Origin of the sequence: Vibrio sp. 10N.247.311.49 (assembly GCF_041467655.1) — a bacterium.
Classification (GTDB): domain Bacteria; phylum Pseudomonadota; class Gammaproteobacteria; order Enterobacterales; family Vibrionaceae; genus Vibrio; species Vibrio crassostreae_C.
Genome location: NZ_JBFSVA010000023.1, coordinates 53781 through 72936 on the forward strand (window position 1 = coordinate 53781; position 19156 = coordinate 72936).

The window sequence follows — 19156 nt, forward strand, 5'->3', positions numbered from 1 at the left end:
ATTTACCTGTTCTCAAGTTTATTTAGCGAAACAAAAAAATAAATAACAAAAGCCATGTATCAATAACTCTACATGGCTTTAATGAGGGCAACTTTACGCTGCCCTATCTACTTGTCGGTTTAGACTAAATGTCGGTTCAGACTAAAACCAAGCCCTCTCGATTAAATCGAGCTTTGGTCGAAGTCGTTGCCTTGATCGGTTCCAGTTTGAGAATCTGAATCAAAGCTTCCAGAGTCATCCGTGAAGTCAACACCTTGATCTTGACCACCTGAACTTGTCCAGTCGCTGCCTCCAGATTCCATACCCGCCATGTCTGGTTGCTGCTCTTGAGTAGAACCTTGCATGGTGTATTGATCATCGACCTCAACCTCAACAGAACCGCTAGCACCGTCTATTGAACTACCCAATTCGTCGTAACCTTGGAATTGGATCTCGCTAGTACCTTCATAACCTTCTGGAAGTTCAACGGATACAGGCTGCTCTAGGTTGCCACTGATTGTGAAGCTACCATCACCGTTATCCAGTGCGTTGTTCACAGTAGCGCCCTCAGGTAAGCCAGACATATCAGCGTAATCAACCGATTCGTTACCACTCACCTCATCTGGAATCGAGATAGAGATAGTATCGCCCGGTGCCGCGGTTACATCTGCTGTGCTGCCTTCAGCTTCAGCATCTTGAGCTTGGTCATCAGCTTGTTGAGCCACATCTACTTGTTGCTCTTCTGTTGCTTGAGCAGCTTGTACTTGTGGTTCATCACTTTGTACTGAATCATCTTCAACTTGGATGCTTAAGCTGTGACTTGATACTTCACCCCCGTCGTTAACTTCAACATTCATCGCTAAATTGCCATCGAAGTCTTCGTTCGGCCAGTAAGTCCACTCACCTTCACCAGATTGAGCAAAGAAGCCAGCATCGTTCGCGTCTGCAACATCAACAACCTGTGCAGAATCACTCACGCCCAACTCATCCACCAGCTGTGCATCCGTGATAGTTAGTGAACCATCATCAGCTAAGGTATAACCTTCGCTCGCCGCTGTTTCATCGCCACTTTGGATATCCACATTGAAGAAGCTTTCGATGCGATTTTCGCCATCGGTCGCGATAAACCCAACTTGAACATCGCCGGTGTAGTCTTCAGCAGGAGTGAATTGATAGTTACCTTGGTTATCGCTCTCAATTACGCCCTGACCTTCCATCAAGCTTACTGACTCAATGCTCAAGCTATCGCCTTCTGCATCGCTCAGATTCGCTAACATGTCTTCATCAGTGAACGACAAGGTTGCATCCGCTGCGATTTCCGTCGTTGTGATGCTGTTAACTTCTGGTGCTGCATTCTCTTGCGAGTCGCCTTCTTTCACGACCACGCCAGTTTGCTCATCATGAAGCACGCCATCTTTATCAACCACGTAAGCTATATCTGCTTCGCCAGTGAAGCCTGGTGCTGGTGTGAAGGTCCAAGTGCCATCGCCATTATCGACAATCTCACCTTGGCTGCGGTCGGCAAGATGAACCAGTTTCACTTCATCATCACTGTCAGCATCCACATTCTCAGCCAAACCGATTAGGTCGTCCGCCGTTAGGATGATGGAATCACCCGCTACGGTTTCGAAATCACCAGAATCGATGCCATCTTCAAACGCTTCCGGCTCATCTCCGTAATCAACCGTTGTTGCGCTAACCGTTACGAAGAACTCACCATGGAAGTCTTCAGGAGGCGTCATTTGAATGTTTGAGATATCCCAGTCGAACAGGTCGATGTATTGACCCGGCTCGGTGATCATCACGGTATTCACACCATCTGTTACCTCGAATCCAACAGGGAAACCTGTCATCACCAAGTTACTTAGTGTTTCTGAATCATCGACTAGGCCAACGTTCAGTCCCAAGTGACCCGTTTCATCTTCGCCGAAGACTAATGGACCGTCATGGTCAGTTGAAATAACCGCGCCATCTGCGACAGGACGTACGTACACAGGAACATCGAGAACCGTTTCGAACTCACCGTCACTCACGACAACTTGTAGGTCAGAAACACCCGCAAAGTCGCCTGTTGGTGTGAATGTCCAAGTACCATCACCGTTGTCTGTAACTTCTCCGCCATCTTCACCGTCTGCGGTGATAATGCGAGAAACAACAAGGTCTGCGGTATCAATGTCACCGAACAAGTTCATCAAGTCGCCAGCATCGAAGGTGAACGCGCCATCTTCGTTGGTGGTCATCATTGCGTTGCCGACGTTGAATGGTGCGTCGTTAACCGGAATGACATCCACATTCAGCGAGCCATCAACCACTTCTTCACCGTCAGTCGCTTGATAACCGAGTTCTACTAAGCCATTGAAGTCTTGAGTAGTCACTAAGTGATACATGCCGTCTGGTTGCTGAGTTAAGGTCGCGTTCGCTGGAGCTCGAACTGTGATGCTCTCAATGCTGATCTCGTCGCCATCAAGGTCTGTCACTTGACCCGCGATGTATGCAGGGTCAATCACCATGACCACATCTTCTTCGCCTTGCATCTCAATCATTGGTGCTTCAGGTGCATCATTCACTGGCGTGACATCGATGTTGCCGTCGACTGAAATTGTCTCTTGGCCATCGCTAACGTTAAACGTCATTGGCACATCGCCATTGAAGTTTTCGTTTGGTGTAAATGACCAAGTACCATCTTCGTTATCTAGCAACTCACCCAAGCTAGGGTCGATTTGTAGACCAGAAGCCGACAGCTCGTCTGCGGTGTTATCGATGTCGGTAGCTTGAGCTAACAACATGTCTTGTGTGATAAGAATGGTGCTGTCTTCGGCTGTGGTTAGTTTCACATCCTCAGATTCAGGTCCATCGTTCACAGCCAGAACTTCGATTCCAGCCGTTGTTGTTGCAGTTGCACCGTCATCATCGGTCACAACCACATCTAGGCTGATATCACCATTAAAGTTCTCGCTTGGCGTGAAGGTCACAGACCCATTATCGTTTTGAATCAAGGTGCCGTCAGAGCCTGAGTAAGTCACGCTTTCAAGCGACACTTCGCCATCAACGTCAGAGCTATTAGCAATTAACTGCTCAGGGCTGATTGTGATGGTGCCATCTTCGTTCATTTGGTAAGACGTAGAACCCGCTACTGGCGCATCGTTAACATCCGTTACCGTCACACCAATATTCGCATCGACTGTCTCAGTGCCATCAGTCACTGTGAAGCCAAGGTTTACATCGCCATTGAAGTTCTCGTTCGGAGCAAAGCTATAAGTGCCGTCACCGTTGTCAGTGAACACACCCTCTGCACCCGTGTAAGACACATCCGAGATAGACAAGTCATCGCCGTCAATGTCTGCAGCACCTGCTAGTAGGTCTGCATCCGTGAAGATTAGCGTTCCATCTTCCTCAACAGTAAAGTTTTGGTCTTCTGCTGTTGGTAGGTCATTGACTGGGTTAACCGTTAGGTCGACTCCAGCTTGAACAGTTTCAAGGCCATCTGACACATCGAAGCTCAAATCAATGTCACCGTTGAAATCAGCATCCGGAGTGATAGTAAATGAACCATCTTCGTTCGCTGTTACGGTCGCATTGTCACCTGCAGATAGGTTGCTTGCGGTTAGTGCATCACCATCAACATCGGATGCGTTAGCCAGCAACTGCTCTTGAGATAGCGTAATTGAACCGTCTTCATCAACCGAGTAAGCCACGTTTCCGGCCACTGGTGCGTCGTTAACTGCAATAACTTCAATACCAGCGGTAGTCTGAGCCGTTGCACCGTCGTCATCAATAACCGTCACATCAAGGTTGATGTCGCCGTTAAAGTTTTCGTTTGGTGCGAACGTTACCGACCCATCTTCATTTTGAACCAAGATACCGTCTGCACCTGAGTAGCTCACGCTATCAAGCGACACTTCACCGTCCACATCGGAGCTATTAGCAATCAACTGCTCAGGGCTCAATGTGATGGTGCCATCTTCGTTCATTTGGTAAGACGTTGCGCCTGCCACTGGTGCATCGTTAACGTCTGTTACCGTTACGTCAATGTTAGCATCGACCGTCTCTGTACCGTCAGATACTGAGAAGTCTAGGCTTACGTCACCGTTGAAGTTCTCGTTCGGTGCAAAGGTGTAGGTTCCATCGCCATTGTCGGTAAACACACCCTCTGCGCCAGTGTAAGACACGTCGGCAACTGAAAGCTCATCACCATCAATATCAGAAGCACCTGCTAGTAGTTGCTCGTCCGTAAAGGTAAGCGAACCGTCTTCTTCAATGGTGTAAGCGACATCTTCTACAACTGCGATGTCATTCACTGGATTCACAGTAAGGTCAGCCGTTGCAACAACCGTTTCAGTACCATCAGAAAGGTCGAAGCTTAGGTCAATATCGCCATTAAAGTCAGCATCCGGGGTAATGGTAAATGAACCATCATCGTTTGCCGTAACGGTCGCGTTATCACCGGCGGTTAGGTTGGCAGCGGTAAGATCATCGCCGTCCACATCCGATGCTTGAGCAAGCAGCTGCTCTTGGCTTAGTGTGATTGAACCATCTTCATCCACTGAGTAAGCCAAGTCACCTGACACTGGCGCGTCGTTAACCGCGATAACTTCAATACCCGCAGTGGTTTCAGCCGTTGCACCCTCTTCATCAGCAACGGTGACATCTAGGCTGACATTGCCGTTGAAGTTTTCATTTGGTGCGAAGCTGTAAGTACCATCACCATTGTCAGTAAAGATACCGTCTGCGCCTGAGTAGGAAACGTCGCTAACGGATACATCACCTTCAATGTCTGAGCTGTTCGCAAGAAGCTGTGCTTCAGAGATGGTAATCACGTTATCTTCGTCAACGCTGTAGGTCGTTGAACCTGCAACTGGCAAGTCATTAACGGCAATGACGTCGATACCTGCGGTTGTTTCAGCGGTTGCGCCATCTTCATCCATAACAGAGACATCAAGACTGATGTCACCGTTAAAGTTTTCGTTTGGAGCAAAGGTGTAAGTACCATCACCATTATCAGTGAATACACCATCAGTGCCGCTGTAGCTTACATCGCTGACAAACACTTCCCCTTCAACGTCCGAGCTGTTCGCCAGAAGTTGTGCATCGCTTAGGGTAATACTGCCGTCTTCTTCAACGCTGTAAGAGGTTGTGCCTGTAACCGGTACGTCGTTGATTGGAACCACTTGAACATCAATATTCGCCGATACAACATCTGTACCATCACTCACATCGTAAGTTAGGTCGACATTACCATTGAAGTTCTCGTTTGGAGCAAAGGTATAAGTACCGTCGCCGTTATCCGTGAACACACCGTCTGTACCTTCGTAGTTAACCGACTCGACAGAAAGGTCATCGCCATCAATATCCGTTGCACCAGCCAATAGCTGTTCATCGGTAAAGGTCAGCGAACCATCTTCATTAATGGTGTAGTCGTGGTCGTAAATTACAGAAAGGTCGTTAACTGCTGTTACGGTCACGTCTAGTTCCGCTGGAGTAACCCCACCGTTGCCATCGTCTACGTTGTAGCTAATCGAGAATTCACCATTGAAGTTCTCTTCCGGTGTAATGGTGTAAGTACCATCACCATTGTCAGTGATAAGAGCGTTCTCAATGGAAACATCTCCAACACTTGGTTCGTTACCACCCGTTTCACCAGAATCATCACCTTCCTCGCCGGTTAGCAATTCAGAGATATCAATGCCGTTTTCATTCGCGAGCGCTTCTTCTGCCGTTGGTAAATCAAACGCATTCTCGCTGCCTACATCTTGGCTTGGAACAATAACGCCGTTCACGATATCAAATACATGCCAGTGGTCACCCGATGGGCTTTCAGATAAATCAGGGCTAAAGGTTTCAACCAATGTATCGCCAACAAATACCTGAACCTGTACATCTTCAACACCATCTACATCCCAACTTCTGCTGGTGTAGTTGTGTACTGAATAGTGCATGTCAGCATCTTGATAATTTGGAATAGTGATGGTTTCAGGACCACCGCCATTCGTGTCATCTACATCTTGCTGAACGACATTACCTTCACCCAAATCATGGCTCATGTCGCGATAGTAAATATGGTCTAGCTCACTGCCATTCTCTGTATCGTAGAGCCATAGGTGGTTGTCCATATCACGTGGACTGTCACCCCATGTGACCACGATACGCATATCTGTTTCTTCAAGGACTTCAGATATTGCAGTCACGCCACCATTGGTATCTTCGCCTGCTGGAACTAGGAAGCTGCTAGTAATTGAGCCTTCTTGTTCAATCGTAACGGTACCTTGGTCAACAACTGGACCGCTCACAGAGTAGTTACCAGATTGATCCGTCTCCGCTGTGTAAGAATGACCTGCGTTGTCGGTTAGCGTAACATCCGCACCTGCGATTGGATTGCCAGTTTCAGCATCCAACACTGTACCGGTTACGGTTGTTTCATCGCCCTGCTCTCCGATAATTGCGGTCATGTCATCGTCTTCGATGTCAGTCGCGAATTGTAGGAGCTCTTCTTGAGTAATGGTGTATGAACCGTCTTCTTCAATGGTTATCGCCACATCAGCAGAAACAATTGGCGCGTCGTTAACTGGGTCAACGGTTAAGCCTAAGTTAGCGGCAATTGGTGTGTCGCCATCGCTGATGCTGTAGGCAACATCGATGTAGCCATTGAAGTTTTCGCTTGGAGTGATTGAGAACGTGCCATCGCCATTGTCGACAATCGCTGCATCGTCGCCCACTAAGGTTAAGTCGGAAGCGACAAGGTCATCGCCCTCAATATCAGCGGCATTCGCAAGTAACTGCTCCTGCGTGATAGTGATGACATTATCTTCATCAACGTTCGCATAAACATCAGATGTCGTTGGCAAGTCGTTGACTGGGTTTACCGTCAGATCGGCGTTCGCCACAATCGACTCGGTGCCGTCCGAAATATCAAAGCTTAGGTCGATATCGCCATTGAAGTTCGCATCTGGCGTTACCGTAAAGGTGCCATCGCCATTATCAACAACGGTTGCATTATCGCCTGCGCTTAAGTTGCTTGCGGTCAGATCATCGCCATCCACATCAGATGCTTGAGACAGCAACTGCTCTTGAGTCAGAGTAATCGAACCATCTTCATCAATGCTGTATGCCAAGTCACCCGATACTGGTGGATCATTAATTGGAAGAACATCAATACTTGCGCTGGTGGCTACTGTCGCACCGTCTTCATCTGTCACCACTACATCGAGGCTAACATCGCCATCGAAGTTTGCGTTCGGTGCAAAGCTGAATGTGCCGTTGCCGTTGTCAGTAAAGATACCGTCAGCGCCTGTGTAAGTAACACTATCAATCGCCACTTCACCTTCAATATCAGAAGAGTTCGCCAACAGTTGCTCTGCACTGATGGTGATAACTTCATCTTCGTTGACTGAGTAGCTGGTTGAGCCTGCGATTGGCGGATCGTTCACCTCAAGTACGGTGATTCCCGCGGTGGTCGCTTCTGTTGCCCCTTCTTCATCGGTAACAACAACCGCTAAGCTCACATCACCATTGAAGTTCTCGTTTGGCGAGAAGGTGTAAGTGCCGTCACCGTTGTCTTCGAACACACCGTCACTGCCAGTGTAAGTCACGCTATCAATCGCAACCTCACCTTCAATATCTGAAGAGTTGGCTAATAGCTGTTCGTTACTGATCGTGATTGAGTTGTCTTCATGCACAGTGTAAGACGTGCTACCCGCCACTGGTGGATCGTTCTCAGGCGTCACGCTCACATCAATGTTGGCTTGAACCGTATCCGTGCCATCTGACACATCAAAGCTGAAGTTCACATCACCATTGAAGTTCTCGTTTGGCGCAAAGCTGTAGCTTCCGTCACCATTGTCGGTAAGCACACCATCAGCACCAGTGTATGTCACACCTTCGACTGTTAGGTCATCACCTTCAACATCCGTCGCACCCGTTAACAGGTCAGCGTCAGTGAAGTTAAGAACCCCATCTTCACCAATAGTGAATGCTTGGTCTTGTGGCTCTGGCGCATCATTGACAGGTGTTACCGTCAAGTCTAGGCCAGCAGCGACCATGTCCTCTCCATCGGTGACATCGTAACTAAATTCGATATTACCGTTGAAGTTTTCACTCGGTGTAATGGTGAAACTGCCATCGTCGTTCATTTGAACGGTCGCATTTTCATCATTGGTGGTTAGGTTGATTGCTGATAGGTCATCACCATCAATGTCGACAGCGTGCTCTAGCAACTGCTCTTGAGTTAGCGTGATGCTGTTATCTTCGGCTGTAACGGCACTAATATCACCGTCAACTTCTGGAGCATCGTTCGCAGGTGAGATGTGAATCGTCACGTCTTGCGTAGCTGTTGCGGTTGTACCGGTATCAACATCTGTTGATGTTGCATTCACAGTTAGAACCACATCACCATTGAAGTCACCTGAAGGGATAAACTCTAGCCCTTCTAGCTCGCCTGGTTGCAATGACCAAGTGCCATCACCGTTATCGGTACCTGCAGAAAGCGAGCTGCCTTCTGGCACGTCTTCAATCAAGATAGCAAGGTTTTCTGAGCCATCGGTATCTGTTAGAGCTGCATCAATATCAAGTGGTACAGGTGTGTCTTCAGTACCAATGATTTGGTAATCCGCGTCAGACACTGTGATTTCGATGTTGTCGATACCAAACGCCTCGTCATCGACGCTTTGATTCAGGGTTGAACCGAAGCCAAGTTCAAGTTGGCCGTCTTCTACTGGTACCGTTAGGTTGATTTGATGTGCTTGGTCATTCCAACCACTGAAGCCCTCACCTTGCGATACGCCGTGAACCACTTCGCCGACTTCATTTCCTTCTGAATCGTAAAGCGTTGTTGTGCCATCTTGAGTACGGAACGCAGAATTATCTAATGTCGTTAGCTCTTCGCCGCCGACAAAGATTTGGAACGACTCACCATCCCAAGAATCAATTTCGTAGAAGTTGAACGAGATATTAACTTCGCTCACATCACTTGGAATGTCGTAAGTTTTGCTGACGGCTTCATCACCGCCCGTTCCACCAATACGACCTAGCATGTCACCCGACTCGAAGCCTTGAGAGCTTTCTGTGCCTGTATTCCAACCGTTTGAGCCAGACTCGAAGTTGTCTGAAGCAATCACTAGGTCAGAAGCAATCGACAGCTCTGGCATATCAACCACAGATTGAACATCAATCGTCGCTTCTGCTGGTACTGTCGCGGTACCGTCATTCACGTCGAACGTCACATTCACATTGCCGTCGAAGTTTTCATTCGGTGCGAATGTGTAAGTGCCGTCGCCGTTATCAACCAAAGTACCGCTATCTGAAGCCACATTTTCAACCGATAGGTTATCACCATCAATGTCGCCCGCATTTTGCAGCAGTTGTTCTTCTGTGAAGGTAAAGCTGGTGTCTTCTTGAGTCACAAATTGTGGCTCACCGACTGTTGGCAGGTCATTAACTGGGTTAACCGTTAGGTCAGCCGTTGCTTGAAGCGTCGCATCGCCATCGGTAATGTCGAAGTTCAAATCAATGTCGCCATTGAAGTTAGCATCTGGCGTGATAGTGAAACTACCATCATCGTTTGCTGTAACTGTCGCATCACCACCAACGGTTAGGTTAGCCGCTGTTAAGTCATCGCCATCAACATCACTCGCTTGAGCAAGTAATTGCTCTTGGCTCAAGGTAATTGAGCCATCTTCGTCCACGCTGTACGCCAAGTCGCCCGATACCGGAGCATCGTTAACAGGCAGAACATCAATGCTTGCGTTGGTCGCTACGGTTGCGCCTTCTTCATCAGTAACGACAACATCAAGGCTTACGTCGCCATCGAAGTTAGCGTTAGGTGCGAAGCTGAATGTTCCGTCACCATTGTTGGTAAAGATACCGTCTGAACCTGTGTAGTTAACGCTATCAATCGCCACTTCACCTTCGATATCAGAAGCGTTTGCCAACAGTTGCTCTGAACTGATGGTGATAACTTCGTCCTCGTTGACTGAGTAGCTGGTTGAGCCTGCGATTGGTGGATCGTTCACCTCAAGTACAGTAATACCCGCGGTGGTCGCTTCAGTTGCGCCCTCTTCATCAGTTACGACAACATCAAGGCTAACTTCGCCGTTGAAGTTTTCGTTTGGTGAGAAGGTGTAAGTACCGTCACCGTTGTCTTCAAAGACACCGTCAGCGCCAGTGTAAGTCACGCTATCGACTGCCACATCACCTTCAATGTCAGAAGAGTTAGCAAGTAACTGTTCGTCACTGATGGTAATTGAGTTGTCTTCATGAACGGTGTAAGACGTGCTACCCGCGATTGGTGGATCGTTCTCTGGTGTCACGCTGACATCAATGTTGGCTTGAACTGTATCCGTGCCATCTGACACATCAAAACTGAAGTTCACATCACCATTGAAGTTCTCGTTTGGCGCAAAGCTGTAGCTTCCATCGCCATTATCAGTAAGAACACCATCCGCACCTGTGTAAGTAACGCCTTCAACCGACAGGTCATCCCCATCAATGTCAGTCGCACCTGTCAGCAAGTCTTCATCAGTGAAGTTCAAGATGCCGTCTTCGCCGATGCTGAACGTTTGATCTTGTGGTTGTGGAAGGTCATTGACTGGGTTAACGGTTAGGTCAGCCGTCGCAACCAGCGTATCTGTACCATCGCTAATGTCGAACGTTAGGTCAATGTCACCATTGAAGTTCGCATCTGGCGTAACGGTAAAGCTGCCGTCATCGTTAGCAACAACCGTCGCGTCTCCATCAACAATCAAGTTAGAAGCAGTAAGGTCGTCGCCATCTACATCACTCGCTTGCGAAAGAAGTTGCTCTTGGCTCAAGGTAATCGAACCGTCTTCCTCAACACTGTATGCAAGGTCGCCTGATACTGGTACGTCGTTGATTGGTAATACATCAACCGTAATAAACGTATCAACTTGAGCGCCGTCTTCATCTTGAATGGTCACATCCAACTGCACTTGGCCGTTGAAGTTTTCATTCGGAGCGAAGCTACATGTACCGTCACCATTGATAGAGAAGATACCGTCTGGACCGTCGTAGTTGATCTCAACAAGCTCAACATCACCTTCAATATCAGAAGCGTTCAACAGAACTTGAGACTCATTGAAAGTCAGTACTGAATCTTCATCGATGGTGTATGACGTTGGGCCAGCAACTGGCGGATCGTTCACCTCAAGGACTGTAATACCCGCCGTTGTTGCTTCAGTCGCGCCATCTTCATCCGTCACGACAACATCTAGGCTAACTTCGCCATTGAAGTTCTCGTTTGGAGAGAAGGTATATGTGCCGTCACCGTTGATTTCCAGAACACCGTCGCTACCACTGTAAGTCACGTTATCAATTGCGACTTCGCCTTCGATATCCGAAGAGTTCGCTAGCAATTGTTCGTTACTGATCGTAATAGAGTTGTCTTCATGAACCGTGTAAGACGTGCTACCCGCAACCGGAGGATCATTCTCTGGCGTCACGCTCACATCAATGTTAGCGGTTACCGTATCGGTTCCATCTGATACATTGAACGAGAAGTTCACATCGCCATTGAAGTTTTCATTCGGCGCGAAACTGTAGGTGCCATCGCCATTATCGGTTAGGACACCATCTGCGCCAGTGTAAGTTACACCTTCAACACTTAGGTCGTCCCCTTCAATGTCCGTTGCACCTGTTAATAGGTCTTGGTCATTGAACGTTAACACGCCATCTTCGCCGACTGTGAATGCGTGGTCTTGTGCTTCTGGACCGTCATTTACTGGTGAAACTGTTAACTCAAGGTTGGTAGAGACAACATCATCACCATCAGACACATCAAACGTAAAGCTCACATCGCCATTGAAATCAGCATCTGGCGTTAATGTGTACGTACCATCACCGTTATCGGTAATCGTAACGCTCTCATCATCGGTTGCTAAATTCAGAGCCGTCAACTGATCGCCATCTAAATCACGCGCATTAGCCAATAAGTCTTCTTGCGTAATGATGATTGAACCATCTTCTTCAACCGTTGCAGAAACCGGAAGTGCTTCAGGTGCGTGCTCAATGTGCGCGCCTGTCGCGTTAATGTAGATGGTTTGAGATACCGTTTCAGAATCATCATTCGATAACTCTGTCGCAGTTGCGGTTACATGAACTTCAAGCTGCTCATTGAAGTTTTCTGGTAACTGGATTTGTAACGCATTTTCGATAGCCGTTGTTGGTAAGTTCACCGTACCATCAGGGCCAACCGTTACTTCACCGCTGTAGATTTGGCTGTTCACTTCACCGACATCGATTGTGAAGTTGAAGTCAGAATAGTCAGCATCACCGCCGCCATACAAATCTTCAAATCCGTAAACCAGCTCGCCGTCTTCATTAACCGTAGTACGAGTATGTTCGATACCATCTTGGTTTAGCTGAGAGCTTGAACCACCATGGAAGATCGCGTCACCATTTTGGCCTTGAATCACTGTCTCGGTTCCATCAGCAGCCACAAAGACAAGTTGAGGATCAACCGTATCCATGTTCGCAGGCGAACCATCCTCAGCACGGAACTCGTACTGACCGTCTTGCATCGCATCAAAGTCGTTGTGCTGATGTCCGTTTGGAATTAAGAACAGGTTAAAGCTTTCGCCTTCCTCGACTTGGAAGCTGAATTGATCTTGCCCTGGAACAAGGTCGCCGCCACCACCAACTTGTGATGCGTTTTCGTAAACAACTTCAACACCTGTGATGTTGCCGTCTTCGTCTACTTTGTAGTAACCCGCAGCGTTTTGGTAGCCAGCCGTCTCACCTTCAAACGTTACTGTGATTTCAGTGTCGTTGTAACTGGTGATACCGTTCTCTTGGTCATTCAGAACGCCTTCGTTATCGTATTGAATAACCGAACCTTCTGGCACACCATCTACTGTAACAGTGAGTGTTTCAGACAAGTCTTGGTCGACAAGTGCCGCAGCAATGTTCAGTTCAACAATACCGCCTGGCTCAACCAAAATCGCCTGGTCGTCGACGTTAACACCATCACCATCCGTGATAACTAAGTCAGGCGCATCAGCAACTGCTTCAATGTGAACATTAATGTCTTGTTCAACTTCATCCGTACCGTCTGTCACAGTAAAGCTGAACTGCAGATCACCACTGAAGTGCTCTTCAGGAACGAAGCTGAACGTGCCATCGCCGTTGTCGGTTACTGTGCCTTCATCACCAGAGTAATTGATGCTGGTAACGCTTAGGTCGTCGCCATCAATATCAATTGCAGCACTCAATAGATCTTCTTGAGTGAACAGGATGCTGCCATCCTCTTCGATGTGGTACATTCCTGGAGCAACAATTGGAATGTCATTCACCGGATTAACGGTCAATGTCATATCATTAGACGTGCTCAGCTCACCGTCGCTCACCTCATAAGTGAATGCAATATCGCCATTGAAGTTCTCTGAAGGTGTCACTGTGTACGTGCCATCACCATTGTCTACAATGCTGGCATTTGGATCGTTAGTTTCAAGCGCGCTTGCAAATAACTCATCGCCATCTTGGTCGCTCGCGTTCTCCAACAACATTTCTTGTGTAACGAGGATTGAACCATCTTCGTCGACATCTGCCACCATTGGCGTCGCTTCTGGCGCATCGTTGACGAACTCAACTTTTAGGTCGATGTTTGCGGCAACCACATCAGTGCCATCGCTCACATCAAACGCTAAGTCAACGTTACCGAAGAAGCCCTGCTCTGGTGTTAATGTGTATGTTCCATCGCCATTGTCTGTGACTTCTACCGTGTCGCTTGCACTCGTCACATTCACAACTGACAGTTCATCGCCTTCAATGTCTGTCGCTTGTGCTAATAGTTCAGCTTCGGTAATGGTAATCGCTTGACCGTCTTCCGTAGTGAAAGACATGTCAGGCACGTCTGGAGCATCGTTGATAGGGTTTACGGTTAGGTTGAGGTCAGCCGCAACAGTTTCGATCGCGTCAGTGACATCATAAGTAAACTCAATCTCACCAAAGAAATCTGCACTTGGTGTAATAGTGAAGCTACCGTCTGGGTTTTCTACAACAACCGCATTTGGATCGTTGGTCGCAAAGTTAACCGCTTCAAGGTTATCGCCATCTACATCGGTTGCATTCGCTAACAGATCCTCTTGAGTGATAGTGATTGAACCATCTTCATCAACAGCGGCTTCAATTGGACCACCAACCTCTGGGCCTTCATTGACAATTTCAACGTCAACTCTTGCTGTACTTGGTGCGCTTGCTTGGCCATCACTGATATCGAAAGTCAGATTCACTTCACCGTAGAAGTCTTCTGCAGGTTCGAAGGTAAAGGTATTATCACCGTTATCCGTTAACGTACCTTGCGTTTGGTCTGCAAGTAATAGGTTTTCGACATGAAGAATGTCGCCATCAACATCGGTAGCACCAGACAATAGGTCTTTCGCTTCGATGATCATGGAGCCGTTTTCAAGCATTTGGGTGTGCAATGGTTCACCCGGAACCGGCACATCATTGACTGGTACAACCGTTAGGTCTAGGTGCGTTGCAACTTCATCAGTTCCATCAAACACCTTGTAGTCGATGTCGATTTCACCATTGAAGTTTTCATTCGGCATGAAGGTAAACGTACCATCGCCGTTGTCGACCAAGTCACCGTTATCACCACCGTAAGTGATGTCAGAAATAGACAGCGTATCGCCTTCCACATCTGTGGTGTTCGCTAGCAAGTCATCTGCACTGAACGTGATACCTTCATCTTCATCTGTCGATAGAACAATCGGGCCAGAAACGATTGGCGCATCATTTACTGATTCGAAGTTGATGTTGATGATGTTGCTGTCTGTCAGCTCACCATCCGTAACTTGGTAACCGAGTTCGATTTCACCATGGAAGTTTTCATCCGGTGTTACCGTCCAAGTACCATCACCATTATCGGTGAGTGTTGCATGCTCTGAGTTTTCACCCACTAGCTCGAGATTTTCAATATCAAGGTCGTCGCCATCAATATCAGATGCTTGCGCCAGTAGTTGCTCTTCGGTAATCACAACCGAAGCAAACTGGGCAGAACCATCGGTATCGACAGTGATATTCGGAAGATCAGCCGTTAGTTCGATTTCGTTGTCACCCGCATGGATGTTCAACTCAACCGTTTCGGTGATTTCTGAACCGTCTACACCAATCGATGTAAACACCGCTTCATCATGAAAAGTTTGTGACACTGTCATGTTTTGAACGACGTAAGTACCATTACCTTGCACGGTACCAAGCTCAAAGTAAGACACTGGTTGATCAACCGTTAGCGTGTAATCTGTCTCGAAAGTACCACGGTCTTCTTTGTGGTAAGTCATCGAGTCAATTAGGTCGCCATCCTCATTGAACGCTTTGATTTCTACTTCTGTAAAGTGACGAGACTCTTCCATAAACCAGCCACCCAAACCATCTAGGTGGAAACTGATTTCATTGATGTCTTGACCTTCAACCGAAACAGTCAGTTTCTCATCACCACTTAGACCTTGGCGGTCGGTATCACCAAGTCCGTGACCAATGTGGGTGTTACCATTCCAAGCACCAAGAGGATCATCGTTACTTTGAACGGTTACCGTTAAGTCACCATCTGAGAACTCACGCGTATAAGGGTCTACTTCTGTACCCCAGTCATCCACGCTCGCGTTATCGTCAAACGTACCGATTTGTGTGGTGTGTGTACCTTCAGCAAGAGCATCTTCACTTGGAACAAAGCGCACTTCGGTATCTGCAGGAACTTCTTGTCCTACTTCCAGTACCACCCATTCGTCATTCACATTTGCTTCAATGATGCCGTTTTCTGGCGCTTGGTCTAAACGTAGTGCTGGTTCTTCACGAAGTGTCACACCAACTGTTTGGTCTTCTTGCGCTTGGATGAAGATTTCATCGCCCGCTTCTGGCGCATCGTTGACAGGGTTAACCGTCAAGTCGAGTGTCGTCAGAACTTCATTCTCACCATCACTGATGCTGTATGTGAAGTCCAACTCGCCATTGAAGTTTTCTGTGTGCGTAATAGTGAATGAACCATCGTCATTAGTAACAATTGTCGCATCTGGATCGTTGGTTTGTAGGTTAGATGCCGTTAACTCATCACCTTCAACATCGGTCGCATTAGCGAGTAACTGCTCTTGAGTAATGGTGATTGAATTATCTTCATCGACTTCAGCCTGAATGCCCGAAGTTTCAGGTCCGTCATTCACAGCGATAACATCGATGCCAGAGGTTGTGGTTGCGGTTGCACCGTCTTCGTCAACGACAACAACGTCTAGTGAAATATCACCATCGAAGTTTTCATTTGGCGTAAAGGTGTAAGTACCATTGCCATTATCAACAAAAGAGCCGTCATCACCGGAGTACGATACTCCAGACAGTGAAACATCACCTTCTACATCGGAAGAGTTTGCCAATAATTGCTCATCACTGATCGTGATTTGGCCATCTTCTTGAACTGTGTACGATGTTGAGCCCGCTACTGGTGGGTCATTCTCAGGCGTTACGCTGACATCAATAACAGCTGATGTTGAATCAGTACCGTCAGAGACATCGAATGAGAATTGAACATCACCATTGAAGTTCTCGTTTGGAGCAAAGCTATATGTGCCGTCGCCATTATCGCTAAGAACACCATCTGCACCTGTGTAGAGTACGTTTTCAATCGACAGTTCATCACCATCAATATCCGACGCACCTGCAAGCAGGTCAGCATCGGTGAAGAGTAACGTACCGTCTTCTTCAATCGTGAACTGTTGATCTTGCGCTTGTGGCAAGTCATTAACCGGATTCACGGTAATGTCTAGGCCAACTTGAACTGAACCACCATCGTTATCGATGATATCGAAGTTCAGATCTAGGTCACCGTTGTAATCTGCGTTCGGTGTGATGGTGTAGCTGCCATCATCATTGTGTTGGATGGTCGCATTTTCATCAGTAGATAGATTGATAGCTTCTAAGTTATCGCTATCGATATCACCTGCTCTTGCTAGCAATTGCTCTTGGCTTAGCGTGATGGAGCTATCTTCATTGATGGTGTAAGCCAAATCGCCCGATACTGGCGCATCATTGATTGGCAATACATCAACGTTAATGTGTGTTTCAACCGTTGCGCCATCTTCATCTTGAATGGTCACACCCAGTTGAACCTGACCATTGAAGTTTTCGTTGGGTGCAAAGCTGCATGTACCATCACCATTTACAGTGAAGATACCGTCAGAGCCATCGTAGTTAATGCCAACAAGTTCTACATCGCCTTCGATGTCCGAAGCATTCACAAGAATCTGAGATTCACTGAACGTCAGAACCGAATCTTCGTCAATGGTGTATGACGTTGGACCCGCAACTGGTGGATCGTTCACTTCAAGAACGGTAATACCTGCTGTGGTTTCATCAATTGCACCTTCTTCATCTGCAACAATCACATCAAGGCTGATATCACCGCTGAAGTTTTCATTAGGAAGGAAGGTATAGCTGCCATCGCCGTTATCTTGGAACACACCATCAGTGCCACTGTAAGTCACAGTATCAACCGACACCGCACCTTCAATATCCGAAGAGTTAGCTAGCAACTGTTCATCAGAAATTGTGATGGCATTGTCTTCATTGACCATGTATGAGGTTGAACCCGCAACTGGCGGATCGTTCTCAGGAGTCACACTCACATCAATGTTAGCGCTAACGGTTTCTGTGCCATCAGACACATCGAAACTGAAGTTCACATCGCCATTGAAGTTTTCATTTGGCGCAAAGGTATAAGTACCATCACCGTGGTCGGTCAGTACGCCATCACCACCTGTATAGCTAATACCTTCAACGGTTAAGTCGTCGCCATCAATATCGGTGGCACCGGTAAGTAAGTCGGCGTCTGTAAATTGAAGCGTACCGTCTTCTGCGATACTGAATTGTTGGTCTTGAGGAACCGGCAAGTCATTAACTGGGTTAACAGTAAGATCGGCGGTTGCTTGAACCGTGTCAGTACCGTCAGTGATGTTGAATTGAATATCAATGTCACCGTTGAAGTTTTCATCTGGCGTAATCGTGAAACTGCCGTCATCGTTAGCTACAACCGTCGCATCACCACCAACTGTTAAGTCACTTGCGGTTAGATCTTCGCCTTCTACATCGGACGCTTGAGACAACAGCTGATCTTGGCTCAGTGTGATTGAACCATCTTCGTTAACGTTGTAAGCCAAATCACCAGACACTGGCGCATCATTGATTGGTAATACGTCAACATTGATGACGGTTTCCACTTCTGCACCATCTTCATCACGAATGGTGACATCAAGCTGAACTTGGCCATTAAAGTTCTCATTTGGAGCGAAGCTGCAAGTGCCGTCACCATTTACTGAGAAGATACCCTCAGGGCCATCGTAGCTAATACCAACAAGATCAACATCCCCTTCTACATCTGAGGCGTTAAGCAACACTTGAGACTCACTGAAGGTAAGTACTGAGTCTTCATCAATGGTGTAAGACGTAGGGCCTGCAACCGGCGGATCGTTCACTTCAAGAACATTGATGCCCGCGGTCGTTGAGTCGGTCGCACCATCTTCATCAGCAACAACCACATCCAGTGCAATTTCACCGCTGAAGTTCTCATTTGGCGAGAAGGTGTAAGTGCCGTTACCATTGATTTCGAGGACACCGTCGCTACCAGAGTAAGTCACGCTGTCTATCGATACATCACCTTCAATATCTGAAGATGTTGCCAATAGTTGTGCATCAGAAATGGTAATCGAATTATCTTCATTCACCGTGTAGGACGTTGAGCCCGCAACAGGCGGATCGTTCTCAGGAGTCACGCTAACATCAATGTTTGCAGACACGGTATCGGTACCGTCTGACACATCGAAGCTAAAGCTCACATCACCATTGAAGTTTTCGTTTGGAGCAAAGCTATATGATCCCTCACCCAAGTCAGTCAGTACGCCATCAGTGCCTTCATAAGTGATGCCCTCAACCGTCAGGTTATCACCTTCAACGTCTGTCGCGCCTGTAAGCAGATCCGCGTCTGTGAACTGTAAAGTACCGTCTTCTGCAATACTGAACTGTTGATCTTGAGGTACTGGTAGGTCGTTTACTGGGTTAACCGTTAGGTCAGCCGATGCTTGAACGGTATTGGTGCCATCAGAGATATCGAAACTGATATCGATGTCACCGTTGAAGTTCTCATCTGGCGTGATGGTGAAGCTGCCGTCATCATTAGCTACAACCG

Annotated in this window: 1 protein-coding gene; it reads right to left on the minus strand. The window is 47.5% G+C overall.

The window, feature by feature from the left end; translation table 11 throughout:
- Positions 1-161: 161 nt before the first annotated feature.
- A partial coding sequence (locus AB6E54_RS18640) for a tandem-95 repeat protein (protein WP_372168983.1) occupies positions 162-19156 on the minus strand: 18995 nt, incomplete at its 5' end.